We start from the raw sequence: 24,364 nt of genomic DNA on the forward strand, positions 1-24,364 counted from the left end.
TCAACTGTCCTGTTGGGCCGAGGCGTCGGAACTCGAGTTCGGCGTCCAGGCGGCGCGCGCCTTTCTGGCTGCGGCAATCGACTGTTCCAGCGCCTGGGCGTCGGCCGCGCCCATCAGCGCCTCGAGGTCAAGCAGCGCCTTGCGGAAGGCCTGCGATTGCAGCAGCACCTGCTCGCGGTTGGCGAGCAGCACGTCACGCCACATGACCGGGTCGCTGGCCGCGATGCGCGAAAAATCCCGGAAACCGGGCCCGGCGAGGCTCAGGAAGCGGTCGCCCTGCGGCTGCGCGATAAGGGCGTTGACATAGGCAAAGGCCAGCAGGTGCGGCAGATGGCTCACGGCCGCAAAGGCACTGTCGTGCTCTTCGTGCGTCATGGTGACGACATTGGCGCCGATACCGCTCCAGACCTGCGAAGCCCGCTGCACGTTCGAACGCAGCGTGGCCTTGACGGGCGTCAGCACGACCTTGCGGCCGGTGTAGAGCGAAGCCTCGGCATGTTCGATGCCGGAAACCTCCTTGCCGGCGATCGGGTGGGCCGGAACGAAGTTCGCGAACTGGCTTTGCAGGCCGTTGCGCGCGGCTTCGATCACGTCGCCCTTGGTCGAGCCCACGTCCATCACCAGCGTGTCGTTCGAAATGCCGTGGCGAATGGCCCGGAAGGTCGCTTCCGAGGCTGCCACCGGCACTGCCAGCAGCACGATGTCGGAGCCCGAGACCGCGAGCAGTGCGGAGGGCGCCACCACGTCGATCACGCCGAGCTGGCGGGCCCGCTCGGTGGTGGAGGGCGACTTGCTGTAGCCGACCACCCGTTTCACAAGCTTCGCGCGCTTGAGCGCGAGCGCGAAGGAGCCGCCCATGAGGCCGCAGCCGATCAATCCCAATTGCTCGAACATGGTGTGTGTCCGGCTCAGGCTTTGACGGGGTAGGCGCCAAGCACCTTGTAGAACGCGCAGAGCCCGCGGAGCTCGGCCAATGCGGCAGCCACATTGGGCTGCGAGGGGTGGCCGTCCAGGTCGATGTAGAAGTAGTACTCCCACTGGCCGGTGCGCGCGGGGCGCGACTCGAAACGGGTCATGGACACGTTGTTGAGCTTCAGCGGCACGAGCAGGTCGTGCACGGCGCCGGGGCGGTTCGGCACGGAAACGATCAGGCTCGTGCAATCGCGTCCCGATGCCGGCGGCATGGCCAGCGTCTGCGGCAGGCAGATCACGGAGAAGCGGGTGCGGTTGTAGGAGTCGTCCTGGATGGCATGCGCAACGATGTGCAGGCCGAAGCGGGTGGCGGCGCGTTCGCCGGCCAATGCGGCCCAGGCCGGGTTGGTGGCCGCGAGCCGCGCGCCTTCGGCGTTGCTCGAAACGGCACGCCGCTCGGCGTTGGGCAGGTGCTTCGAAAGCCAGGTCTGGCACTGCGCAAGCGCTTGGGGGTGGGCGAGCACCGCTTCGACGCCGTCGAGGGTGTTGCTGCTGCGCAAAAGATGGTGCCGCACCAGCAGGCTGACCTCGCCGACCACGTGGGTGGGCGAATGCAGGAACAGGTCGAGCGAGCGCGTGACCACGCCTTCGGTCGAGTTTTCGACGCCCACCACGCCGTATTGCGCGCTGCCGGCCGCCGTGGCGTGAAACACCTCGTCGAAGCTGGCGCAGTAGATGAGGTCGGCGGCGCCGCCGAAGTATTCGATGGCGGCCTGCTCGCAGAAAGTGCCCTCGGGGCCGAGCACGGCAACGCGCTGCGGCGATTCGAGCGCGAGGCAGGCCGACATGATCTCGCGCCAGATGGCCGCCACATGCAGGTCCTTGAGCGGACCTCCATTGCTCTTTTGCATCTTCTCGATGACCTGCGCCACGCGGTCGGGCCGGAAAAACGGCGTGCCTTCGCGCTTCTTGACCTCGCCGACCAGCTCTGCCACGTGGGCCCGCTCATTGAGCAGGCTGAGCAGTTGCTGGTCGAGCGAATCGATCTGCACGCGCAGACCGGCAAGGCTTTCGGAGTTGTCGGGGGTAGAGGGCGGTGTTGGAGCGGAGGCGGTCATCGGTGCGAGCAGCTGGGCATGCGCCTAGGCATGCGATCGCTCGAATTCTCGCATGTAGCTCACAAGCGCCTGTACGCCTTCCAGCGGCATGGCGTTGTAGATGCTCGCGCGCATGCCGCCGACCGACTTGTGGCCCTTGAGCTGCAGCAGGCCGGCCTCCCGGGCGCCAGCCAGGAACGCATCGTTGCGGCTTTCGTCTCGCAGGAAGAAAGGCACGTTCATGCGCGAGCGGCAGCTCGGGTCGATCTTGTTCACATAGAACGAAGAGGCATCGATGAACCCGTACAGCAAGTTCGCCTTGGCGATGTTGCGCTGCTCCATGGCCGCCACGCCGGTGAGCGCGCCTTCGGTCTGTTGCAGCAACCACTGGAAAGTCAGCCCCGCCATGTAGATGCCCCACGTCGGCGGGGTGTTGTACATGGACTTGTTGTCGGCAACGATCTTGTAGTTGAACGCGCTCGGGCAGATCTCGAGCGCATGGCCGAGCAGGTCGTCGCGCACGATCACGAGCGTCAGGCCGGCCGGCCCGAGGTTCTTCTGTGCGCCGCCGAATGCAAGGCCGACCCGGCTCCAGTCCACGCTGCGCGAGGCCACGTGCGACGAAAAGTCGATGACCAGCGGCGCATTGCTGCCAAGGGCCGCGAGGTCGGGCAGTTGCTGAAATTCGATGCCGTTGATGGTCTCGTTGGTGCAAAGGTGCACATACGAGGCGTCTGGGCTCAGCTGCCAGCTCGACGGAGCGGGCAACTGCGTGTGATGGTCGCCGGCGTTGCTCGCGGCGATGTGCGCAGTGCAATAGCGCTGCGCTTCTTTCTGGGACTTGATGCTCCAGCTGCCGGTGATGACGAAGTCGGCGGTTTTGCCGCGCGACAGGTTCATCGGCACGATGGCGTTCTCGCCGAGCCCGCCACCCTGCATGAACAGGATGTGGAAGTGCTCGGGCACAGCCAGCAGCGTGCGGATGTCGGCTTCGGCCTGGGTGCAGATCGCACCGAATTCCTTGCCGCGATGGCTCATTTCCATCACGCTCATTCCGCTGCCCTGCCAGTCGAGCATTTCGGAGGCGGCGCGTTGCAGCACCGCCTCCGGCATGGCGGCCGGACCTGCGGAAAAATTGTACGGACGCGTGCCGGCGGGCTTGGGCTGCTGCGGCTGAGTCACGTCACTTCTTGGCGGGAGCCTTGGCCGGGGCCTTGGCGGGAGCGGCGCCTTGCTGGCCGCCGGTGGGCGCACCCAGTGCCTTGGCCACGTTCTCGTCGAGCGCGCGCATCTTCGGTTCGATGGTGGCGCGCGTTTCGGTCACGAGCTTTTCGGTCAGCGCGGTCTGCATCTTGGGATTGAGTTCCTGATACTTCTTGCTGAGCGGCGAGTTGATCCAGGCCAGCAGCTGCTTGAGTTCTTCTTCGGTGAAGTTCTGCTCGAGCAACGGGGTCAGGGCGACGGGTGCCAGCTGCACGGCCTTGTCGCGCACGATCGGGTAGGCGTCGTCGAAGTACTTCTTGAGTTCGGCGTCGGCGGCCTTGGCAGCCGATTCGCGCTTGGCTTCGGGCACCTGCGTTTGCAGGTACTGCGAACCAGCCTGGGCAATCGGGGAGCTCGATTGTTCGACCAGGCCGCGCGCCAGCGATTCGATGCCGGGGCGCTGCACATCGATGAACTGCTTGATGAGCGCGGCTTTGTCCTGGGCCGTGGCGGCCATCGAGCTGCCAGCCAGGGCGACAGTCAGAAGTGCGAGCTTGAATTTTTTCACTGAGGGTTCTCCGTTGAAGATGTGGAAGTATCGTCTGCGCCCGGCTCGTTCTCGCCGTTGGCATCGTTCTCGACGATACGCTGTAGCCCGCTTAGTTTGGCGCCTTCGTCGAGCCCGATCAGCGTGACGCCTTGCGTTGCGCGACCTAGTTCACGAATCTCGGCAACACGGGTGCGCACAAGCACGCCCTTGTCGGTGATGAGCATGATCTCATCGTCCGCATGCACGAGGGTGGCGGCAACGACTTTGCCGTTGCGCTCACTCTGTTGAATCGCAATCATGCCTTTGGTTCCGCGGCCATGGCGGGTGTACTCGGTAATGCTTGTACGCTTTCCGTAACCATTTTCCGTCGCGGTGAGCACGCTTTGCTGCTCGTCCTCGGCCACCAGCATGGCGATGACGCCTTGCCCAGGGTCGAGCGACATGCCGCGAACGCCGCGCGCATTGCGGCCCAGCGGACGCACGTCTTCTTCGTCGAAGCGCACGGCCTTGCCGCCATCGCTGAACAGCATCACGTCATGCTTGCCGTCGGTGAGGGCGGCGCCGATGAGGTAGTCGCCTTCGTCGAGGTTCACGGCGATGATGCCGCCCTTGCGGGGGTTGTTGAATTCGTCGAGCGTGGTCTTCTTGACCGTGCCCATCGAGGTCGCCATGAATACGTACTGGTCGGCCGGGAAGTTGCGCTTCTCGCCGGTGAGGGCGAGCGCCACGTTGATCTTCTCGCCTTCCTGCAGCGGGAACATGTTGACGATGGGACGGCCGCGCGAGCCGCGCGAACCCGCCGGCACTTCCCACACCTTGAGCCAGTACAGCCGGCCGCGGTTGGAGAAGCACAGGATGTAGTCGTGCGTGTTGGCAATGAAGAGCTGGTCGATCCAGTCGTCTTCCTTGGTGACGGTGGCTTGCTTGCCGCGTCCGCCGCGCTTTTGCGCGCGGTATTCGTGCAGCGGCTGGCTCTTGATATAGCCGCTGTGCGAAAGCGTGACCACCATGTCGGTCGGCGTGATCAGGTCTTCGGTCGAGAGATCGTAGGCGCTGTGCTCCACCAAGCTGCGGCGCGCGCCGAGCTTCGACTGGCCGAACTCGTGCTTGATGGTGCCGAGCTCTTCACCAATGATGACCGAGACGCGCTCGGGCTTGGACAGGATGTCGAGCAGGTCGTCGATCTCGGCCATGACCTCTTTGTATTCGGCAACGATCTTGTCCTGCTCGAGGCCGGTCAGGCGCTGCAGGCGCATCTGCAGAATTTCTTGCGCCTGGGTTTCCGACAGGCGGTAGAGGCCGTCCGAACCCATGCCGAACTCGCGCTCCAGGCCCTCGGGGCGGTAGTCGTCGGCATTGACCACGCCGCCGTCGGCGCGTGAACGCGTGAGCATCTCGCGCACCAGCTTGCTGTCCCAGCTGCGGGTCATGAGCTCGGCCTTGGCAACGGGCGGCGTCGGCGCGTTGCGGATGATCGAGATGAACTCGTCGATGTTGGCCAGCGCCACTGCCAGGCCTTCGAGCACGTGGCCGCGTTCGCGGGCCTTGCGCAAGGTGAAGACGGTGCGGCGCGTCACCACTTCGCGGCGGTGCTGCAGGAAGACCTCGATCAGGTCCTTCAGGTTGCACAGCTTGGGTTGGCCGTCGACCAGCGCCACCATGTTGATGCCGAAGGTGTCCTGCAGCTGCGTCTGCTTGTAGAGGTTGTTGAGCACCACCTCGGGCACTTCGCCGCGCTTGAGCTCGATCACCAGGCGCATGCCCGACTTGTCGGACTCGTCCTGGATGTGGCTGATGCCTTCGATCTTCTTCTCGTGCACCAACTCGGCCATGCGCTCCTGCAGCGTCTTCTTGTTGACCTGGTAGGGGAGCTCGTCGACGATGATCGCCTGGCGCTGGCCGCGGTCGATGTCTTCGAAGTGGCACTTGGCGCGCATCACGACCTTGCCGCGGCCGGTGCGGTAGCCGTCTCTCACGCCATTGATGCCGTAGATGATGCCGGCCGTCGGGAAGTCGGGCGCCGGAATGATTTCCATCAGTTCGTCGATGGTTGCCTGCGGATTGCGCAGCATGTGCAGGCAGGCATCCACCACCTCATTGAGATTGTGCGGCGGAATATTGGTGGCCATGCCCACCGCAATACCGCCGGAGCCATTCACCAGCAAATTGGGCAGTTTGCTCGGCAGAACCTTGGGTTCTTTTTCGGAGCCGTCGTAATTGTCTTGAAAATCGACTGTTTCCTTGTCGATATCGGCCAGCATTTCGTGTGCAATTTTGGCCAGCCGGATTTCCGTATACCGCATTGCGGCTGCGTTGTCTCCGTCGACCGAGCCGAAGTTACCTTGTCCGTCCACCAGCATATGGCGCATGGAAAAGTCTTGCGCCAACCGCACGATGGTGTCGTAGACCGATTGGTCGCCGTGCGGGTGGTACTTACCGATCACGTCGCCCACGATACGGGCGGACTTCTTGTAGGCCCGGTTCCAGTCGTTGTTGAGCTCGTGCATGGCAAACAGCACGCGCCGGTGCACAGGCTTGAGGCCGTCGCGCGCATCGGGAAGCGCCCGGCCCACGATCACGCTCATGGCGTAATCGAGATAGCTGCTGCGCATTTCCTCTTCAAGACTGATGGGCAGGGTTTCTTTGGCGAATGAGGTCATGAGCGAGAGGCTGGCGGCAGGAAGGCGAAATTTTACGCTGTGAGGGGTGTCGTACCGCCGCAACACAAGGCCGCTATTCCGCCTCCGTCCTACGCTTCCGGGGGGCGCTGCGGCCTGTTTGCCAAAGACCCTATGGCACAATCGCCTCAACGTTTTGGGTGGTGGTCACTTAAAGCGTCCTTGATTCGCAGCGCGGCTGCGGCTTTTTCCCCAAGAGGAGAACCATGAAGAAACTGAATAAAGTGGCGATGATGTTTGCAGTCGCTGCGCTCGCCACTGCCGCCGGCGCGCAGACCCGTGTCACCGCTGCGAATGGCGGTCCTACGATCGACAACTGGCAAAACGGCACCGGCGAACTGGTTTGGAAGAACGGCACGAACGAACTGTGCTGGCGTGATGCCAACTGGACGCCGGCTACTGCCGCCGCCGGTTGCGACGGTGCTCTGGTTCCTGCTGCTCCGGCTGCAGTTGCTCCCACCCCGGGCGCACCGACCCCGACGCCTGCACCTCAAGTCGCTGCTTCGAAGGTTACCTTCGCTGCTGACGCATTCTTCGACTTCGACAAGTCGGTTCTCAAGCCTGAAGGTCGCGCAAAGCTGACCGACCTGGTCTCGAAGATCCGTGACGTCAACCTGGAAGTGATCATTGCCGTGGGTCACACCGACTCGATCGGTTCTGACTCCTACAACCAGCGTCTGTCGGTGCGTCGCGCCGAAGCCGTCAAGGCCTTCCTGGTCTCGAAGGGCATCGAACGCAACCGCGTCTACACCGAAGGTAAGGGCGAGAAGCAGCCTGTTGCGGACAACCGCACCAAGGAAGGCCGCGCCAAGAACCGTCGCGTGGAAATCGAAGTGGTCGGCACCCGCGCCACCCGCTGATTCGATTGAATCGCTAAAAGAAAACCCCGCTTCGGCGGGGTTTTTTTATGCCTGTCGAATTCCTCCAAGCTGCCCCCGAGCGTGCTTCAGTGTTCGCCCGCGCATTCTCCGTTTCATAATCACGGCATGACAGATAACGTGAATGCCGATCCGGCGGAACTCGCCAAGTTTTCAGAACTGGCCCATCGCTGGTGGGATTTGGACAGCGAATTCCGCCCGCTCCACGAAATCAATCCGCTCCGTCTGGAATGGATTGACGGTATTGCGCCGATTTCGCAGCGCAAGGTACTCGATATCGGTTGCGGCGGAGGAATCCTCGCCGATTCGATGGCCCGAAAAGGCGCCGACGTGCTCGGCGTCGATTTGGCGAGCAAGGCGCTCAAGGTGGCCAAGCTGCATGCACTTGAAGCCGGCACGAAGGGCGTCAAATACCGGGAAATCAGCGCGGAGGCGCTGGCGGCGGAGCAGCCTGGCAGTTTCGACGTCGTGACCTGCATGGAAATGCTCGAACACGTGCCGGAGCCCGCTTCGATCGTTCAGGCTTGCGCCACACTGGTCAAACCTGGCGGCTGGGTGTTCTTTTCCACCATCAACCGCAATTTGAAGTCGTTCATGCTGGCGATCGTCGGCGCCGAATACGTTCTGGGCATGTTGCCCCGGGGCACGCACGAGTACGCGAAGCTCATTCGCCCCAGCGAACTCGCGGCCTATTGCCGCGCGGCCGGCCTCGACCTGCGGCACACGCGGGGGATGGAGCACAACCCGTTGACGCGGCGCTACTGGCTCAGTGCCGACACCAGCGTCAACTACATGTTTGCAACCCAACGGCCGCCATTGGTGGAATTGCAGGCGTGACCGGCGCTCAAATCCAAGCCGTGCTGTTCGATCTGGACGGCACGCTGATCGACAGCGCGCCCGATCTGGGCGCTGCAGCCGACAAGATGCGCACCGATCGCGGCCTCGAGTCGTACCCGCTGGAGCGCTACCGGTTCATGGCGGGCGCGGGTGCACGGGGCATGCTCGGCGTAGCCTTCGGCATCACGCCCGATGCGCCGGAGTTTCCCGAACTGAGGGAAGAGTTCTTCGTCGCCTACGAAAACCGCATGCTGCTCAACACGCAGGTGTTCGACGGGGTGCAGGCGCTCATCGATGCCATCCGCGCGCGTGGTCTGGCCTGGGGCGTGGTCACCAACAAGTCGGCACGTTTTGCCGATCCGCTGACCCGCGCGATTCCGCTTTTCAGCAGCGCCGGCGCGATCGTGAGCGGCGATACGACGCCGTTTTCCAAGCCGCACCCCGAGCCATTGCATGAAGCGGCACGCCGGCTTGGAATCCCGTCGAGTGCCTGCATCTATGTGGGAGACGACGAGCGCGACATCATCGCGGGCCGCGCCGCAGGCATGAAAACCGTGGCGGCAACCTACGGCTACATGGGGCCGCAGGCCGACGCCACCCTCTGGGAGGCGGACGCCGCAATATCTTCGCCCCTTGAGCTCTTGCAGTTTCTCAACCCGGCCTAAAATACGAGTCTTGGGGCTGCACTGGTTTCGACGTGGGTTCGGAGTCGCAGCGGGGCATGTCGAGCTGAATGCGCTCGTAAAACAGATTCAAACAAACTAACTGCAAACGACGAACGTTTCGCACTCGCTGCTTAATTGCCAGTGAGCCTTGCAACAGTTGGCCGATGGGCTGGGCAAGGGGGTCTGGAGCAATCCTGACCTCCCGGCTGCAAGGATAATTACATGGGCTGGCTCCGATCCGGGTACCTTGGGTCGGGGCGAGAAAATAGGGTGCTGGCGTCCGGTTTAGCGTGTGACTGCGCGACTCCGGAAGCGAGACTCAAATCAGATCACTAAACATGTAGAACTGCGCGATGAAGGCTTGCGGACGGGGGTTCAAATCCCCCCAGCTCCACCACTCATCACAAAAAGCCAACCTTCAACAGGTTGGCTTTTTTTTGCCTGGGCGCAGGGCTATAGTCAGCGGGCGCTGTCACACCGCCACCGCTGTCTGTCCCCTCACAAAGGGCATCGCTGCCCGCATCGATCCAAAAAGGACGCCGTGCCCGATACATTGACTTCGACGCTCACGAGCTACTACGACGAGGTGCCTTACGAGTCGCATCCGTTCCCGCAAACCGCTGTCGAGCACCTGGAAGCCCTTGCCTTCCTGTTCGGTCTCGAAGCGCCGCCGCCGGCCAAGGCGCGAGTGCTCGAGCTCGGATGTGCGGCCGGCGGCAACCTGATTCCCTTCGCGGCGCGCCATCCCGATGCAACTGCCCTGGGCCTCGACCTGTCGAAGGTGCAGGTGGAGCAGGGCGTCACGGCCATTTCGCGCGCCGGATTGCCGAACGTGGAGTTGCGGGCGTTCAACCTCGCGGAGGTCGATGCTTCGTTCGGCCAGTTCGACTACATCATCTGCCATGGCGTCTACAGCTGGGTGCCGGGACCGGTGCAGGATGCGATCCTGCGCGTGTGCTCTGAGAACCTCGCGCCCAATGGCGTGGCTTATGTCAGCTACAACGTGTACCCGGGCTGGAAGGCGCGAGAGATCGTGCGCGACGCGATGATCTTGCGTGGCGCTCCGCGCGACACGCCTGACGAAAAGCTGTCCTATGCGCGCGGCATGCTCGAATTTCTCGAGCAGTCGGCCCGCCCGGACAGCGTTCTGAAGAAAACGCTCGAAGAAACGATGCCCATCGTGCGCGGCTCCAGCGGCTATTACCTGCTGCATGAATTTCTCGAGCCCTGCAATGCACCCTGCTACTTCAAGGAGTTTGTGGCACGTGCCGAGGCGAACGGCCTCAGCTACCTGGCAGACGCAGAGCCTTCCACGATGTTCGTGCAGAACTATGGCGAGAAGGTCCGCGAGCCGCTGCTGCGCGAATGCGGCGGCAGCCAGATCCTCATGGAGCAGTATCTCGACTTCCTGGTCAACCGCACCTTCCGCCAGACCTTGCTGGTGAAGCAGGGCCGCGCCGCCGATATCCGCTATCGGCTCGACCCGGCCCGGATTCGAAGCCTTGAATTCGCCGGCGTGTTCGCCGCCGAGGACGGTACCGCATTGACGCTCGATGCGCGCGAGCAATCTTGCAATGCGCTGCGCAACCTGAAGGTCACGCTGCGCCTGCCGGTGCACAAAGCCGCGGCGCAGGTGCTCGACACGAACTATCCGGCCAGCCTGTCGCTCGAGGCGCTGGTTGCCTCGGTTCTCTCCGCCACGGGCGAGCCGCGCGCTTCGGTCGAGCCGATCGTGATGTCCATGCTCGAGGAACTGCTGATCCTTGGCGCCATTCGGATCCGGCGCACGCCGGTGCGGGCCGCAACGCAGGTGTCCGCGCTGCCGCTGGCGTTGCCGTCCGTGCGCAGCGCGCCGGGCCTGGCGCTGTCCGCCGGAAACTCAGCCACTGTCTGCAACCAGTGGCATGAATCCATGGGCCTTTCCGCGCTGGAGCGCTGCCTTTTGCCGCTGCTCGATGGCGCGCATTCGCACGACATGCTGGCCGACTATCTCGCTGCCGAGGTGGGTGCCGGCCGCCTGCGCTTCGTCCAGAACGACAAGCCGCTGACCGATCCCTCCGCGCTGAAGGAATTCGCGCTCAAACAAGTAGAGGTCGGCTTGAGCGACCTGCGGCGCAAGGCGCTGCTCGTTGCCTGATGGCCCTGGCGCTTGCCGTTTCTCACCACCAAATTCAAGAAGGGACTTTCTCCATGCAGCAATTCCACTGGACCCCGACATTGCGCGCCGCCGTCGCGGCCGCACTCGTGCTCACCGGCGCGGGCGCTTCGCACGCCGCGTCGCAGGCGCCCGTTGCGGCCGAGCACGGCATGGTCGTGAGCGCACAGCACCTGGCCACCAAGGTCGGTGTCGACGTTCTCAAGCGCGGCGGCAACGCCGTCGATGCGGCGGTGGCCATGGGCTATGCGCTGGCCGTGGTGTACCCGGCAGCGGGCAACCTCGGCGGCGGCGGCTTCATGACCGTGCAGCTGGCCGACGGACGCAAGACTTTTCTCGACTTCCGCGAGAAGGCGCCGCTGGCTGCAACGGCCAACATGTACCTCGACAAGGACGGCAACGTCATCAAGGGCCTGAGCACCAACGGCCATCTCGCCGTGGGCGTGCCCGGCACGGTCTCGGGCATGGAATACGCGCGCGAAAAATACGGCACCATGAAGCGCGCCGATTTGATCGCGCCTTCGATCCAGCTGGCCGACAAGGGCTTTGCGCTGGAGCAGGGCGACATCGACATGCTGCGCACCTCCACCAACGACTTCAAGAAAGATCCGGTCTCGGGCGCCATCTTCCTGAACAAGGGCGAGCCTTTCGCGGTCGGCCAGAAGCTAGTGCAAAAAGACCTTGCCAAGACGCTGCGCGCAGTCAGCGCCAAGGGCGTGGACGGTTTCTACAAGGGCTGGGTGGGGCAGGCGATCGTGGCCTCCAGCCAGGCCGGCAAGGGCATCATCACCCAGGCCGACCTCGACCAGTACAAGACGCGCGAGCTGGCACCGGTCGAATGCGACTACCGCGGCTACCGGGTGGTGTCGGCGCCGCCGCCAAGCTCGGGCGGCGTGATCATCTGCGAAATGCTCAACATCCTCGAGGGCTATCCGCTCAAGGACCTGGGCTTCCGCTCGGCCGAGTCCGTGCACTACCAGATCGAGGCCATGCGCCATGCGTATGTGGACCGCAACAGCTACCTGGGCGACCCCGACTTCGTGAAGAACCCCCTCGACCGCCTGCTCGACAAGGGCTACGCCGAAAAGATCCGCGCAGCCATCGACCCCAAGAAGGCCGGTGTTTCCAAGGACATCAAGCCCGGCGTCGCACCGCACGAAGGCAGCAACACCACGCACTATTCCATTACCGACCAGCAGGGCAATGCGGTGTCGGTCACCTACACGCTGAACGACTGGTTCGGCGCCAAGGTCACCGCCGACAAGACCGGCGTGCTGCTGAACAACGAAATGGACGACTTCACCGCCAAGATTGGCGTGCCCAACATGTACGGCCTGGTGCAAGGCGAGGCCAATGCCATCGCTCCGGGCAAGCGTCCGCTGAGCTCGATGAGCCCGACCATCGTCTCGAAGGACGGCAAGCCGGTATTCGTCGTCGGCACGCCGGGCGGCAGCCGCATCATCACGGCGGTGCTGCACACCATCCTGAACGTGGTCGACTACGGCATGAACGTGCAGGAAGCCGTCGATGCGCCGCGCTTCCACCAGCAATGGCTGCCTGACGTGACCAACGTCGAAACCTTTGCCATCAGCCCCGACACCCGCAAGATCCTGACCGACATGGGCCACAACCTGGGCGTGCCGCAGCCGGCCAACCACATGGCGGCGATCATCGTCGGCGCGCCGTCGCTGGGCGGCAAGCCGGTGGGCGCCAACCGTTTCTACGGCGCCAACGACCCCCGCCGCAACACCGGCCTCGCCGCCGGCTACTGATCCTGCAAACTAAGAGCGGTCGCGCCATGCCGGCGCGGCCGCTTTTTTCATTTCCATGCACCTGCAAGACATTCTCTATTCCCAAGGCTTCGGCACGCGGCGCGTATGCGCAGGGCTGATCCAGCAAGGCCACGTGACCATCGGCGGCAAAACCGCCGACGACCCCTTCGACGACCTCGACCCTGAAGGCCTGCTTTTCACCGTGCAAGGCACCGAATGGGCGTACCACGAGAAGGCCTACCTGATGCTGCACAAGCCGGCCGGGACCGAGTGCTCGCAAAAGCCTTCCACCTACCCGAGCATCTACACGCTGCTGCCGTCGCCGCTGCGTCTTCGGCCCAACAAGGGCGCGGTGCAGGGCGTGCAGGCCATCGGCCGGCTCGACCAGGACACGACCGGGCTGCTGTTGCTGACGGACGACGGCCAGTTCATCCACAAGATGGGCTCGCCCAAGCACCATGTTCCCAAGGTCTACGAGGTCACGGCCAAGCACCCGGTGGACGCCGCGCAAATCGAAAAACTGCTGGCCGGCGTGGTGCTCGACGACGACCCGAAGCCGGTGCGCGCCGCCGCCTGCGAGTCGGACAGCCCGCTGCACCTGCGGCTGACGCTCACCGAAGGCAAATACCACCAGGTCAAGCGCATGCTGGCGGCGGTGGGCAACCGGGTCGAAGGGCTGCACCGTTCGCGCATCGGCCAGCTGGCGCTGCCCGAAGACCTGGCACCGGGCCAATGGCGATGGCTCACCGCCGAACAAGTCGCGGCATTGCGTGCAAAAACAACGGTATAGGCGTCGCAAGCACTGTCGGTCAGCCGCCGGTCGGGTCGGGCCGTTGATAATCGAAAGCACTCTTTCGGAACTTTCCCCTTGCGATTCCTTGCCCGACCGAATGGCCGCCTTGCGGCCTTCCTGTTTTCTTGCCTGACGGTCTGGGCGGCGCAAGCCGCCGCCGCTGCGCCTGCGGAACCCCCGCCGATCTTCGTGCTCAATTCGCTGGATGCCAGCGTCAGCGTGATCAATCCGGTCGACTGGACCGAGAAGCAGCGCATCGCCACCGGCAAGGAACCGCACCACATCTACATGACACCGGACGAAAAGTCGGTCATCGTGGCCAATTCGGCGGGCGATTCCCTGACTTTTCTCAACCCGAAAACGGCCGAAGTGCAGCGCGTGGTCTACGGCATCATCGATCCGTACCAGCTGCAGTTCTCGCGCGACATGAAGTGGTTCGTCACCGCCGCCAACCGGCTCAACCACGTCGATGTCTACCGTTGGGACGGCAAGGACCTGAAGCTCGCCAAGCGCATTGCCACCGGCAAGACGCCCAGCCACATCTGGATCGACAACACCAGCACCGTCGCCTACGTGACCATGCAGGACAGCGACGAGCTCATTGCCGTCGACCTGCCGACGCAGACCATCCGCTGGCGCATGGCCACCGGTGCCATGCCGGCCGATATTTTTGGCGTGCACAACGACAAGACCCTGCTCGTGGGCCTGACCGGCAGCGACGGCGTGCAGGTGTTCGACGTGGCGGGCCCCGAGCCCAAGCTGGTCGGCAAGATCCTGACCGGCAAGGGGGCCCACGCCTTTCGTTCGGCCGGTGACGGCAAGAGCGTTTTCGTGAGCAACCGGGTGGCCAACACCATCAGCCGCATCGACCTGGCGACGCTCAAGGTCAGCGCAACGTACCCTGTGCCCGGCGGCCCCGACTGCATGGACGTGTCTGCCGACGGCAAGACGCTGTACGTCACCTCGCGCTGGGCCAAGAAGCTCAGCGTGGTCGACCTGGCCAGCCAGAAGGTCGTGCGCCAGATCAATGTCGGCCGTTCGCCGCACGGCGTCTGGACTTTGGACCATGCGAAAAGAATCTGAACGGGCTCCATCGGCGGCCCGGCAAAGTCGGCTGCGCGGTGTTTCCGGTATTGTTCTTGCGGTTGCCTGCGCCGCCATGCCCACTGCCTGGGCGCAAGGCGCTTCCTGCGAAAAGCCGGTCTACCTGACCTTCGACACCGGCCACATGGGCATTGCGCCGCTGGTGGCCGACGTGCTCAAGCGCCAGAACGTGCGCGTCACTTTCTTTGCCGCAGCCGAGCGCACGCAGACCGACGGCGACAGCCTCGACAGCCACTGGGCGCCGTGGTGGAAGGCGAGGGCGGCCGAGGGCCACGAATTCGCCTCGCACACCTACGACCACGCGTACTGGCGCGGCGACCTCAAGGGGGTGGCGCCGAGCTTCCGCATCAAGCCCTCGGCGGGCGCGCTCGCGGGCCGCGAATTCACCTGGAGCGCGGCCGAGTACTGCGCCAACATCGGCAAGGCTTCGGAGCGCCTCGCCCTCATTGCTGGCAAGAAGCCGCTGCCGCTGTACCGGGCGCCGGGCGGCAAGACCTCGCCCCGCCTGCTCGCGGCAGCCAAGGCCTGCGGCTTCGAGCATGTGGGATGGTCGCCGGCCGGTTTTCTGGGCGACGAGCTGCCGAGCGAGAAATTCAGCAACGAAAAGCTCCTGGCGCAGGCGCTGGAGACCATCCGCCCCGGCGACATCCTGCTCGCGCACCTGGGCATCTGGTCGCGCAAGGACCCGTGGGCGCCGGCCAATCTCGAGCCGCTGATCGTCGGCCTCAAGGCCAAGGGCTTCTGCTTCGAAACGCTGCGCCAGCATCCGCAATACCGCGCATGGATTGCGGCTCACCCCTCCTGAGGCAATCGCCGTGATCGATGGGTTGACGGATTCTTTTTCCGCGCTGCAGGGCTGGTTCTTCGAGACGCTGATCCAGCCGCTGGTGTTCGCGGTCGGCCTCGGTGGCTGGACCGAAGACGCCTTCGATGCCACCGGCTGGCTGCTGGTCGGACTTATTCAAGTCGTGGTGCTGCTCGCGGTCATCGGGCCGCTGCAGCGCTGGCGGGCCGTCGAGCCGGTGACCGATCGCCGCGCCATCCGCATCGACGTGCTCTACACGCTGATCCATCGCCTCGGCTTGTTCCGGCTGGCGATGTTCTTCACGCTCGAGCCGTTCTTCGACGACGCCATCGGGAGCCTGCGCATCGCGGGCTGGGGCACTTTTCACCTCGACGAAGCCTGGCCCGGCGTCACCGACGTGCCGTGGGTCGCCTTTGCGATCTATCTGGTGGTGCTCGACTTCGTGGGCTACTGGATTCATCGCGGCCAGCACCAGCTCAACTGGTGGTGGGGCCTGCATTCGCTGCACCATTCGCAGCGCCAGATGACCATGTGGAGCGACGACCGCAACCACCTGCTCGACGACATCATTCATGACACCCTCATCGTCATCGTGGCGCAGCTCATCGGCGTGGCGCCGGGGCAGTTCATTGCGTTCGTGGCGTTCACGCAGCTCAGCGAAAGCCTGCAGCACGCCAACCTGAAGCTCGGTTTCGGCGCCATCGGCGAGCGGCTGTGGATCAGCCCGCGCTTTCACCGGCTGCACCACAGCATCGGGCTGGGCCACGAGTCGCGCGGCGCCCATACGCTCGGCGGCCACAACTTCGGCGTGCTGCTGCCTTGGTGGGACATGCTGTTTCGCACCGCCAACTTCGAGAATCGCTACGACCCGACCGGCATTCGCGACCAGGTGGAGCCCGGCGCCGGCGGCCAGGTGCGCGACTACGGAAGCGGCTTCTGGGCCCAGCAATGGCTCGGCCTGAAGCGGATGGTCGGCCGCGGCTGAACGCCGGGCCGATCCGGGGCGGTTATCCTTCGCACCCAATGCGCCTGCTCCTTGATTCCTTCTGGCGCGCGGTTGCGTATTGCATGCTGCCGCGCGTGATCGTTCTGTCGCTGCTGCCGCTGGGCCTGATGGTGCTGCTGGCCGCAGGATTCGGCTATTTCTACTGGGATGCGACAGTCGCGTGGACCCGCGAGGCGCTCGACGCCTGGCCTCTGCTATCGAGCTTCTGGGGCTGGATCAGCCGCCTTTTTTCGGGTGACGTCACGGCCATGCTGGCGCCGCTCGTGGTGGTGTTTGCCGCCACGCCGCTGATCGTGGTGATTTCGCTGCTGATCGTCGCCGGTCTCATGGCCGCCCCGCTGACCGCGCTGGTGGCGCACCGCCGCTTTCCCATGCTCGAGCGCAAGAAGGGCGCATCGTTCTTCGGCAGCATGGCGCGCTCGCTCGGCCTCACCGTGCTGGCTCTGGTGGCGCTCGTGGTGTCGATGCCGCTCTGGCTCATTCCGCCGCTGGTGCTCATCCTGCCGCCGCTGATCTGGGGCTGGCTCACCTACCGCGTGATGAGCTTCGACGCGCTGGCCGAGCACGCAAGCCCCGAAGAGCGGGCCACGCTCCTGCGCGCGCACCGCCTGCCGCTGCTGTGCATCGGCGTGCTGTGCGGCTACCTGGGTGCCGCGCCCAGCATCGTCTGGGCATCGGGCCTGCTGTTTGCCGCCGCCTTCTTCGTGCTGGTGCCGCTCGCGATCTGGATCTACACGCTGGTATTCGCCTTCTCGTCGCTCTGGTTCGGCCACTACTGCCTCGATGCCCTGGCGCAATTGCGTGCGCAGCGCGAGGCGGCCGCCGCTTCGTCCGGCGGCACACCAGCCGTCGAAGCCGACCAGGCCGTTCTTTCTCAATGGAAATCCCCATGACCCGCGCATTCGGCCTGATCGTCGTCGGTGACGAAATTCTTTCCGGCAAGCGTGCCGACAAGCACATGCCCAAGGTCATCGAACTGCTCGCCGCCCGCGGCCTGCAGCTCGGCTGGGCCGAATATGTGGGCGACGAGCCCACGCGCATCACGGCTGCGCTCAGCCGGGCCTTTGCCTCGGGCGACATCGTTTTCTCGACCGGCGGCATCGGCGCCACGCCGGACGACCACACCCGCCAATGCGCCGCGCAGGCCCTGCGGGTGCCGCTCGAACTGCACCCCGAGGCCGAACTGCTGATTCGCGAGCGCATGCAGGACACCGCGCGCGAGCAGGGCATTGCCTATGAGCCGGACCGGCCCGACAACATTCACCGCCTCAACATGGGCGTGTTCCCGAAGGGCGCGACGATCATCCGCAACCCGTACAACAAGATTCCGGGTTTCAGCGTCGATCGCGTCCACTTCGTGCCGGGCTTCCCCGTCATGGCCTGGCCGATGATCGAATCGGTGCTCGACAGCCGCTATGCCGACATGTTCACCAGCGGCCAGTCGGCAGAAAAGTCGGTCATCGTTTTCGGTGCGATGGAAGCAACCCTCACACCGTTGATGCAAGCCATCGAAGCCACCCATGCCGGCGTCAAGGTGTTCAGCCTGCCGAGCGTCGACCATCCGGAATACGGCCGCCACATCGAACTGGGCGTCAAAGGCGCCCCGGTGCTGCTCGATGCCGCCTATTCCCAGCTGATCGAAGGGTTGCACGCCTTTGATGCGAAGCTCGGCCCAGAATTGGTGCGCTGAATTCAATCGCACCAATTTGGTGATTTTTCGCCTTTTTTTGGGGTTTGTACCCGTCGCCGGAGCCGCTCCGCAAGGGGCGACAATGGCACAGAAACTGCATCCCCCGTCCCTGTATTCCTAACCACCATCCAACTCAGGAGAAACTGATGGCAAAGACCGTCGCCGATGTACTCAAGCTCGTCAAGGAAAACGAGGTCAAGTTCATCGACTTCCGCTTCACCGACACCCGTGGCAAAGAGCAGCACGTGACCGTGCCTGTTTCGGCATTCGATGAAGACAAATTCACCTCGGGCCATGCGTTCGACGGCTCGTCCATCGCTGGCTGGAAGGGAATCGAAGCTTCGGACATGCAGCTCATGCCCGACCCGAACACTGCCAACATCGACCCCTTCTTCGAAGAAACGACGCTGATCCTGACCTGCGACGTGATCGACCCCGCCGACGGCAAGGCCTACGAGCGCGATCCGCGTTCGCTCGCCAAGCGCGCAGAGGCGTACATGAAGGCTTCGGGCCTGGGCGACACCGCTTACTTCGGACCGGAACCCGAATTCTTCGTGTTCGACGGCGTTCGCTGGAAGAACGACATGTCGGGCTGCTTCGTCAAGATCGACTCCGAAGAAGCCTCGTGGAACACCGACAAGGAATACGAACACGGCAACACCGGCCACCGTCCCGCAGTCAAGGGCGGCTACTTCCCGGTTCCCCCGGTCGACAGCTTCCAGGACATGCGCTCGGAAATGTGCCTGGTGCTCGAATCGCTCGGCATCCCGGTCGAAGTGCATCACCATGAAGTGGCCAACGCCGGCCAGATGGAGCTCGGCACCAAGTTCAGCACGCTGGTCCAGCGCGCCGACTGGGTCCAGCTGCAGAAGTACGTGATCCACAACGTGGCCCACGCCTACGGCAAGACCGCCACCTTCATGCCCAAGCCCATCGTCGGCGACAACGGCTCGGGCATGCACGTGCACCAGTCGGTCTGGAAAGACGGCAAGAACCTGTTCGCCGGCGACGGCTATGCGGGCCTGTCGGACTTCGCGCTGCACTACATCGGCGGCATCATCAAGCACGCCCGTGCCCTGAACGCCATCACGAACCCCGGCACCAACAGCTACAAGCGCCTGGTGCCCGGCTTCGAAGCCCCGGTGAAGCTGGCCTACTCGGCCAAGAACCGCTCGGCCTCGATCCGCATCCCGTTCGTGGCCAACCCGAAGGGCCGCCGCGTCGAAGCGCGCTTCCCCGATCCGCTGATGAACCCGTACCTCGGCTTTGCTGCACTGCTGATGGCCGGCCTCGACGGCGTGGAAAACAAGATCCATCCGGGCGAAGCCGCCAGCAAGGACCTGTACCACCTGCCGCCGGAAGAAGACGCGCTGATCCCGACCGTATGCCACAGCCTCGACCAGGCTCTGGAATACCTCGACAAGGACCGTGCGTTCCTGACCAAGGGCGGCGTGTTCACCGACGCGTACATCGACGCGTACATCGACCTGAAGATGCAGGAAGTCACGCGCTTCCGCATGGCGACCCACCCGGTCGAGTTCGACATGTACTACTCGCTCTAAATCGGCGGGCGCAAGCCCCTGATGGGTAAGTAAGACAAAAAGGACGGCTGCGGCCGTCCTTTTTCGTTGACGCGGAACATCTTGTCACCGATGGAGTCGAATTGCATGAAAATGCGCCTTTGTCGCGCCATCCACCGATTCTCATGAAGACTGCTTCCCTCATTTTCCTGGCTGGTTCATTGTTGGCCGTCGCCTTGCCGGCGTCGGCTCAGGAGCGCGTGTGGCGCTGCGGCAATGAATACACCAACAACTCGACCATTGCGCAGCAAAAGGGCTGCAAGGTCATGGAAGGCGGCAACGTCACGGTCGTGCAAGGCTCCGGCGTTCCAGCTCCGGCAAAGTCTTCGGGCGGCGGCGGTGGCTCCTCCGCCGCGCGAGCGCCGGCCGGCAGCCCGCGTGTGGAAGGCGTCGACCAGCGCGCCCGCGACGGCGAAGCCCGCTCGGTGCTCGAAGCCGAGCTGAAGAAAGCCGAGGCGCGCCAGGCCGAGCTCCAGAAGGAATACAACAACGGCGAGCCCGAAAAGCAGGGCAGCGAAGGCCGCAATTACCAGAAATACCTCGACCGCGTGGCTGGAATGAAAGCCGAACTCGCGCGCAATGAGAGCGACATCGCGGGCATTCGCCGCGAGCTTGGCCGCCTGCCGGCCAAGCAGCAGTAAGCAGCAGGGCGATCAATGGCATTTGGGAAGAAGGCGGCCGGCGCCACTCCGCGCTTTCAGCCCTTCGACCTGCTGTCCACGCTGATTGCCGTGGTCAGCACCAACGGTTCGGTGCTGTTTGCCAACGCGGCGCTCGAAGACGCGCTGGGCACGTCGCGCCGCACGCTCGAAGGTTCGCAGTTCGGAGCCTGTTTTCACGAACCGCATGTTCTGCGCACCGCCATCGACGGCGCGCGCAGCAACGACTTCGCCACGCTGCGCTACGAGGCCTTCTTGCGCCGAGTCAACCACGAACTGATGCCGGTGCAGGTCACGCTTGCGCAGGGCGACAAGTCGGGCGAGCTCGTCATCGAGATGTCGCCGCTCGAGCAGCAGGTGCGCCAGGACCGCGAAGAACGCCTGCTCGACCAGGCGCAGGCCAACAAGGAACTCATTCGCAACCTTGCGCACGAGATCAAGAATCCGCTGGGCGGTATTCGCGGCGCGGCGCAGTTGCTGCAGATGGAAGTCGAGTCGCGCGACCTCATCGAATACACGCAAGTCATCATCCACGAAGCCGACCGGCTGCAAACGCTGGTCGACCGGCTGCTGGCGCCGCACCGGCGCCCGCACGTGGTGGGCGACGTCAACATTCACGAGGTGTGCGAGCGCGTGCGCTCGGTCATTCTTGCGGAGTTTCCGCGCGACCTGCACATCGAGCGCGACTTCGACGTGTCGATTCCCGAGTTTCGCGGCGATCGCGAGCAGCTCATTCAGGCCACACTCAACATCGTGCACAACGCCGCGCAGGCCCTTGCAGAGCGCCGCGCGGCAGGCGACGCGCAGATCACTTTCAGGACGCGCATCGCCCGACAGGTGATATTCAATAAGCAGTGGTATCGATTGGCACTGGAATTGCATGTCATCGACAACGGACCGGGTGTGCCGGACACGATCAAGGACCGCATCTTCTATCCGCTCGTATCGGGACGGGAAGGCGGGACAGGGCTTGGATTGACGCTCGCGCAAACTTTTGTGCAACAGCATCACGGCGTGATCGAGTGCGACAGCGTCCCGGGCCGAACCGATTTCAAGATATTGATTCCGCTGCCTTAGCAGCCACGGCAACAAGGAGATGCATGAAGCCGATCTGGATAGTTGATGACGACCAATCGATCCGCTTCGTGCTGGAGAAGGCCTTGTTGCGCGAAGACTTGCCCACGCGCAGCTTCACCAACACGCGCGAGGTGTTGGCCGCCCTCGAACTCGCCGCCGACGACGAACAGCAGGGCCCCCAGGTCCTGGTGAGCGACATCCGCATGCCCGGCGGCTCCGGGCTCGACCTGCTCGACAAGATCAAGGCCAAGCACCCCGGCCTGCCCGTCATCATCATGACGGCGTTCTCCGACCTCGACAGCGCCGTTTCGGCGTTCCAGGGCGGCGCCTTCGAATACCTGCCCAAGCCCTTCGACCTGCCGCGCGCCGTCGAGCTCATCCGCCGTGCCGTCGACGAAAGCCAGCGCGAGGAAGTGGCCGAAGAGCGCATGGTCGCCGCGCCCGAAATGCTGGGCCAGGCGCCCGCCATGCAGGACGTGTTCCGCGCCATCGGCCGACTCTCGCAAAGCAACGTCACGGTGCTCATCACCGGCGAATCGGGCTCGGGCAAGGAGCTGGTGGCGCGTGCGCTGCACAAGCATTCGCCGCGCGCCAACGGCCCCTTCGTGGCCATCAACACCGCGGCCATTCCCAAGGACCTGCTCGAGAGCGAACTCTTCGGCCACGAGCGCGGCGCTTTCACCGGCGCCCAGACCATGCGGCGCGGCCGCTTTGAACAAGCCGAAGGCGGCACGCTCTTTCTCGACGAAATCGGCGACATGCCGTTCGACCTGCAGACGCGCCTGCTGCGCGTGCTGAGCGACGGACACTTCTACCGCGTGGGCGGCCACAACTCCGTGAAGGCCAACGTGCGCGTGATCGCGGCCACGCACCAGGACCTGGAGCAGCGCGTCAAGATCGGCGGCTTCCGCGAAGACTTGTTCCATCGCCTCAATGTGATTCGCCTGCGCCTGCCCGCGCTGCGCGAGCGCGGCGAAGACGTGCCTGCGCTCACGCGCCACTTCCTGCAGGTGAGCGCGCGTCAGCTCGGCGTCGAGCCCAAGCGTATTTCCGATGCGGCACTGACCAAGCTCGCCGCCTTCAGCTTTCCGGGCAACGTGCGCCAGCTCGAGAACATCTGCCACTGGCTCACCGTGATGGCGCCGGCCCAGCTCATCGAAGCCAAGGACCTGCCGCCTGAAGTCATGGCCGCCACAGCGGGCGCGGAAGCGCAAGCGGCGGAGACGGCCGTTGCCGCTACGGCAGCTGCGGCCCAACCCTCGCCGTTGCTGTCGCCGAGCCCCGAGCGTGAATCCGCTTCCGCTACCGCGAGCGCAGCGCCCGAAGCGGCCGCCGAAGGCCTCGTGGGTGCAAGCAGTTGGGAGAGCGGCCTTGAAATGGAAGCCCAGGCGCTGCTGGCTGCCGGGCGCACCGATGTCTGGGACGCGCTTTCGCGCCGCTTCGAATCGCGGCTCATCCTCACCGCGCTGGCCAACACCCGCGGCCGCCGCATCGAAGCTGCTCAAAAGCTGGGCATCGGCCGCAACACCATCACCCGGAAGATCCAGGAACTGGGAATCGAGTAGGCCGCCTCGTACAGAGAGGGGGCTGGGGGCGAACCTCGGCTACCGGCTTCGTTGTCCCAGCGTCAGCGAATCGAGTTGGAAGTTTCCGCTCTTGTCCCAGAGCCAGGTGTCCACATACGTGTGGCCACCGAGGCGCCCGGGGCTGGGCAGCGGCGATGCCGCCTTGATCAACTCCGCGATCATGCCCGGCACTTCGGGGGCATGGCTCGGCACGCGGCTGAACGTGACGTTCTTGACATTGCCGTTGGCATCGAGTTCGGTCTCGACCACCACCACCGCATACACCAGCGGGGGAATCTTTCCCTTGTAGATGCGCTGGGCATAGGCCTTGTAGATCTGGCGCGCGCCGGTCTTGCGATAGGCCCGCACGGCCGGCGTTTGCGCGGTGATCAGGCGGGCGGTCGGCACATCGGGTTTCGCGCCAGCCACTTCGTCGGGCGCGGAGGTGGCCGATTTGTCGTCGCCGGCCTTGTCCGCGGGCTTGAAAACCGAGCAGCCGACAAGGGTCAGCGCGGCTGCAACGGTCGCTAGGGTTCGCATGGTCTTTTTCATCAGGTACCTTGGTCGAGATCGAGCACCACCGGCGCATGGTCGCTTGGCTTTTCCCACTTGCGCGGCACGCGGTCGATGATGCACCCCTTAACGCGCGGCACCAGCGGTTCGCTCACCAGGATATGGTCGATGCGAAGGCCGCGGTTCTTCTGGTAGCCGAGCATTCGATAGTCCCACCACGAATAACTCTTCTCGGGTTGATCAAAAACGCGGAAGCTGTCGACCAGGCCGAGCTGGAGCAACGCCTTGAAATGCTCGCGCTCCTCGGTCGTGTGATGAATCGTTTCCTTCAGGCCGACCGGGTCGTAGCTGTCGCGGTCTTCCGGCGTGATGTTGAAGTCACCCAGCAGAACCAGGTTCGGATGCGCCGCCATCTCGGCGCGCAGCCATTCGCGCAAGGCGCGCAGCCAGCCCATCTTGTATTCGAACTTGTCGGTGCCCGGCGCCTGGCCATTGACGAAGTAGCCGTTCACCACGCGCAGCGGGCCCGCCGGTGTTTCGATCGTGGAGGCAATCACGCGTGACTGGTCGTCGGTGAAGCCGCCGATGTTCTTTGCTACATCGCGCATCGGCGCCAGGCTCAGGATGGCTACGCCGTTGTAGGTTTTCTGGCCGAACACGGCGGCCTCGTAACCGGCCGACTTGAGCACCTCGAGAGGAAACTTGTCGTCGCTCATCTTGAGCTCTTGCAGGCACAGCACGTCGACGGGATTGGCGATGAGCCAGTCGAGCACATGCTGCAGGCGGGCGGTAAGAGAGTTGACGTTCCAGGTAGCTATTTTCATG

At 64.2% G+C, this 24,364-nt stretch carries 22 protein-coding genes and 1 other RNA gene; 16 read left to right on the forward strand and 7 right to left on the reverse strand.

The window, feature by feature from the left end; translation table 11 throughout:
* From ABIC94_RS22520 to gyrA, 5 genes are read right to left on the reverse strand one after another with little or no spacing between them, the layout of a single operon-like run.
* Positions 1–894: a prephenate dehydrogenase gene (locus ABIC94_RS22520; protein WP_354375200.1), complete on the reverse strand. Its 894-nt coding sequence runs from the start codon at positions 892–894 to the stop codon at positions 1–3.
* Positions 895–908: 14 nt separating this feature from the next.
* Complete coding sequence (gene pheA, locus ABIC94_RS22525) at positions 909–2,030, reverse strand: prephenate dehydratase (protein WP_354375202.1); 1,122 nt, start codon at positions 2,028–2,030, stop codon at positions 909–911.
* Positions 2,031–2,054: 24 nt separating this feature from the next.
* On the reverse strand, positions 2,055–3,191 hold the full coding sequence (gene serC, locus ABIC94_RS22530; RefSeq protein WP_354375203.1) for a 3-phosphoserine/phosphohydroxythreonine transaminase: 1,137 nt from the start codon (positions 3,189–3,191) through the stop codon (positions 2,055–2,057).
* 1 nt (position 3,192) lies between these two features.
* A complete protein-coding gene (locus ABIC94_RS22535) occupies positions 3,193–3,780 on the reverse strand; it encodes a DUF2059 domain-containing protein (protein ID WP_354375204.1) in 588 nt (195 codons plus the stop codon).
* Positions 3,777–6,422: a DNA gyrase subunit A gene (gene gyrA / locus ABIC94_RS22540; protein WP_354375205.1), complete on the reverse strand. Its 2,646-nt coding sequence runs from the start codon at positions 6,420–6,422 to the stop codon at positions 3,777–3,779. The genes ABIC94_RS22535 and gyrA overlap by 4 nt, the downstream gene beginning before the upstream one ends.
* 224 nt (positions 6,423–6,646) lie before the next feature.
* On the opposite strand from gyrA, the gene ompA reads away from it, so the two are divergent.
* The 16 genes from ompA (at position 6,647) to ntrC (ending at position 23,026) form a co-directional block, all read left to right on the forward strand.
* On the forward strand, positions 6,647–7,300 hold the full coding sequence (gene ompA, locus ABIC94_RS22545) for an outer membrane protein OmpA (protein ID WP_354375206.1): 654 nt from the start codon (positions 6,647–6,649) through the stop codon (positions 7,298–7,300).
* A gap of 126 nt (positions 7,301–7,426) precedes the next feature.
* Positions 7,427–8,155 carry a bifunctional 2-polyprenyl-6-hydroxyphenol methylase/3-demethylubiquinol 3-O-methyltransferase UbiG gene (ubiG, locus tag ABIC94_RS22550; protein ID WP_354375207.1) on the forward strand — a complete coding sequence of 243 codons (729 nt, stop codon included), beginning with the start codon at positions 7,427–7,429 and terminating at the stop codon, positions 8,153–8,155.
* Entirely contained in the window at positions 8,152–8,820 is a 669-nt protein-coding gene (locus tag ABIC94_RS22555; protein WP_354375208.1) for an HAD-IA family hydrolase, read from the forward strand. The genes ubiG and ABIC94_RS22555 overlap by 4 nt, the downstream gene beginning before the upstream one ends.
* Positions 8,821–8,832: 12 nt before the next feature.
* Positions 8,833–9,217: a transfer-messenger RNA gene (gene ssrA, locus ABIC94_RS22560) on the forward strand.
* Between the two features lie 144 nt (positions 9,218–9,361).
* Positions 9,362–10,957, forward strand: a complete 1,596-nt coding sequence (locus ABIC94_RS22565; protein WP_354375209.1) for a class I SAM-dependent methyltransferase — start codon at positions 9,362–9,364, stop codon at positions 10,955–10,957.
* Positions 10,958–11,010: 53 nt separating this feature from the next.
* The gene (gene ggt, locus ABIC94_RS22570; protein WP_354375210.1) at positions 11,011–12,747 is read left to right on the forward strand and encodes a gamma-glutamyltransferase; all 1,737 of its coding nucleotides are present in this window, start codon (positions 11,011–11,013) and stop codon (positions 12,745–12,747) included.
* A 55-nt stretch (positions 12,748–12,802) separates the two neighbouring features.
* A complete protein-coding gene (locus ABIC94_RS22575; RefSeq protein ID WP_281149875.1) occupies positions 12,803–13,537 on the forward strand; it encodes a pseudouridine synthase in 735 nt (244 codons plus the stop codon).
* A 78-nt stretch (positions 13,538–13,615) separates the two neighbouring features.
* Positions 13,616–14,623, forward strand: a complete 1,008-nt coding sequence (locus tag ABIC94_RS22580) for a YncE family protein (protein WP_354375211.1) — start codon at positions 13,616–13,618, stop codon at positions 14,621–14,623.
* Between the two features lie 76 nt (positions 14,624–14,699).
* Positions 14,700–15,449 carry a polysaccharide deacetylase family protein gene (locus ABIC94_RS22585; protein WP_354375212.1) on the forward strand — a complete coding sequence of 250 codons (750 nt, stop codon included), beginning with the start codon at positions 14,700–14,702 and terminating at the stop codon, positions 15,447–15,449.
* 10 nt (positions 15,450–15,459) lie between these two features.
* Positions 15,460–16,434, forward strand: a complete 975-nt coding sequence (locus ABIC94_RS22590; RefSeq protein ID WP_354375213.1) for a sterol desaturase family protein — start codon at positions 15,460–15,462, stop codon at positions 16,432–16,434.
* Between the two features lie 38 nt (positions 16,435–16,472).
* The gene (locus ABIC94_RS22595) at positions 16,473–17,348 is read left to right on the forward strand and encodes an EI24 domain-containing protein (protein ID WP_354375214.1); all 876 of its coding nucleotides are present in this window, start codon (positions 16,473–16,475) and stop codon (positions 17,346–17,348) included.
* A complete protein-coding gene (locus ABIC94_RS22600) occupies positions 17,345–18,145 on the forward strand; it encodes a competence/damage-inducible protein A (protein WP_354375215.1) in 801 nt (266 codons plus the stop codon). Before ABIC94_RS22595 ends, ABIC94_RS22600 begins: the two co-directional genes overlap by 4 nt.
* Before the next feature lie 146 nt (positions 18,146–18,291).
* A complete protein-coding gene (gene glnA, locus ABIC94_RS22605; RefSeq protein ID WP_055799147.1) occupies positions 18,292–19,707 on the forward strand; it encodes a type I glutamate--ammonia ligase in 1,416 nt (471 codons plus the stop codon).
* A 143-nt stretch (positions 19,708–19,850) separates the two neighbouring features.
* Complete coding sequence (locus ABIC94_RS22610; protein WP_354375216.1) at positions 19,851–20,366, forward strand: hypothetical protein; 516 nt, start codon at positions 19,851–19,853, stop codon at positions 20,364–20,366.
* Positions 20,367–20,381: 15 nt separating this feature from the next.
* Complete coding sequence (gene glnL, locus ABIC94_RS22615) at positions 20,382–21,461, forward strand: nitrogen regulation protein NR(II) (protein WP_354375217.1); 1,080 nt, start codon at positions 20,382–20,384, stop codon at positions 21,459–21,461.
* Between the two features lie 23 nt (positions 21,462–21,484).
* Positions 21,485–23,026: a nitrogen regulation protein NR(I) gene (gene ntrC / locus ABIC94_RS22620; RefSeq protein WP_354375218.1), complete on the forward strand. Its 1,542-nt coding sequence runs from the start codon at positions 21,485–21,487 to the stop codon at positions 23,024–23,026.
* A gap of 39 nt (positions 23,027–23,065) precedes the next feature.
* On the opposite strand, the gene ABIC94_RS22625 is transcribed toward ntrC, so the two are convergent.
* Complete coding sequence (locus ABIC94_RS22625; RefSeq protein ID WP_354375219.1) at positions 23,066–23,566, reverse strand: hypothetical protein; 501 nt, start codon at positions 23,564–23,566, stop codon at positions 23,066–23,068.
* A gap of 11 nt (positions 23,567–23,577) precedes the next feature.
* Entirely contained in the window at positions 23,578–24,363 is a 786-nt protein-coding gene (xth, locus tag ABIC94_RS22630; protein ID WP_354375220.1) for an exodeoxyribonuclease III, read from the reverse strand.
* Position 24,364 lies beyond the last annotated feature (1 nt).

Origin of the sequence: Variovorax paradoxus (assembly GCF_040544635.1) — a bacterium.
Lineage (GTDB): Bacteria > Pseudomonadota > Gammaproteobacteria > Burkholderiales > Burkholderiaceae_C > Variovorax > Variovorax paradoxus_R.

What these genes read in the sequence shown, in the direction of transcription:
- ABIC94_RS22520 (WP_354375200.1), bottom strand. Translation starts at nt 894, where the DNA reads ATGTTCGAGCAATTGGGATTGATCGGCTGCGGCCTCATGGGCGGCTCC.
- pheA (WP_354375202.1), bottom strand. Translation starts at nt 2,030, where the DNA reads ATGACCGCCTCCGCTCCAACACCGCCCTCTACCCCCGACAACTCCGAA.
- gyrA (WP_354375205.1), bottom strand. Translation starts at nt 6,422, where the DNA reads ATGACCTCATTCGCCAAAGAAACCCTGCCCATCAGTCTTGAAGAGGAA.
- ompA (WP_354375206.1), top strand. Translation starts at nt 6,647, where the DNA reads ATGAAGAAACTGAATAAAGTGGCGATGATGTTTGCAGTCGCTGCGCTC.
- ubiG (WP_354375207.1), top strand. Translation starts at nt 7,427, where the DNA reads ATGACAGATAACGTGAATGCCGATCCGGCGGAACTCGCCAAGTTTTCA.
- ggt (WP_354375210.1), top strand. Translation starts at nt 11,011, where the DNA reads ATGCAGCAATTCCACTGGACCCCGACATTGCGCGCCGCCGTCGCGGCC.
- ABIC94_RS22575 (WP_281149875.1), top strand. Translation starts at nt 12,803, where the DNA reads ATGCACCTGCAAGACATTCTCTATTCCCAAGGCTTCGGCACGCGGCGC.
- ABIC94_RS22585 (WP_354375212.1), top strand. Translation starts at nt 14,700, where the DNA reads ATGCCCACTGCCTGGGCGCAAGGCGCTTCCTGCGAAAAGCCGGTCTAC.
- ABIC94_RS22595 (WP_354375214.1), top strand. Translation starts at nt 16,473, where the DNA reads ATGCGCCTGCTCCTTGATTCCTTCTGGCGCGCGGTTGCGTATTGCATG.
- ABIC94_RS22600 (WP_354375215.1), top strand. Translation starts at nt 17,345, where the DNA reads ATGACCCGCGCATTCGGCCTGATCGTCGTCGGTGACGAAATTCTTTCC.
- glnA (WP_055799147.1), top strand. Translation starts at nt 18,292, where the DNA reads ATGGCAAAGACCGTCGCCGATGTACTCAAGCTCGTCAAGGAAAACGAG.
- ABIC94_RS22610 (WP_354375216.1), top strand. Translation starts at nt 19,851, where the DNA reads ATGAAGACTGCTTCCCTCATTTTCCTGGCTGGTTCATTGTTGGCCGTC.
- glnL (WP_354375217.1), top strand. Translation starts at nt 20,382, where the DNA reads ATGGCATTTGGGAAGAAGGCGGCCGGCGCCACTCCGCGCTTTCAGCCC.
- ntrC (WP_354375218.1), top strand. Translation starts at nt 21,485, where the DNA reads ATGAAGCCGATCTGGATAGTTGATGACGACCAATCGATCCGCTTCGTG.
- ABIC94_RS22625 (WP_354375219.1), bottom strand. Translation starts at nt 23,566, where the DNA reads ATGCGAACCCTAGCGACCGTTGCAGCCGCGCTGACCCTTGTCGGCTGC.
- xth (WP_354375220.1), bottom strand. Translation starts at nt 24,363, where the DNA reads ATGAAAATAGCTACCTGGAACGTCAACTCTCTTACCGCCCGCCTGCAG.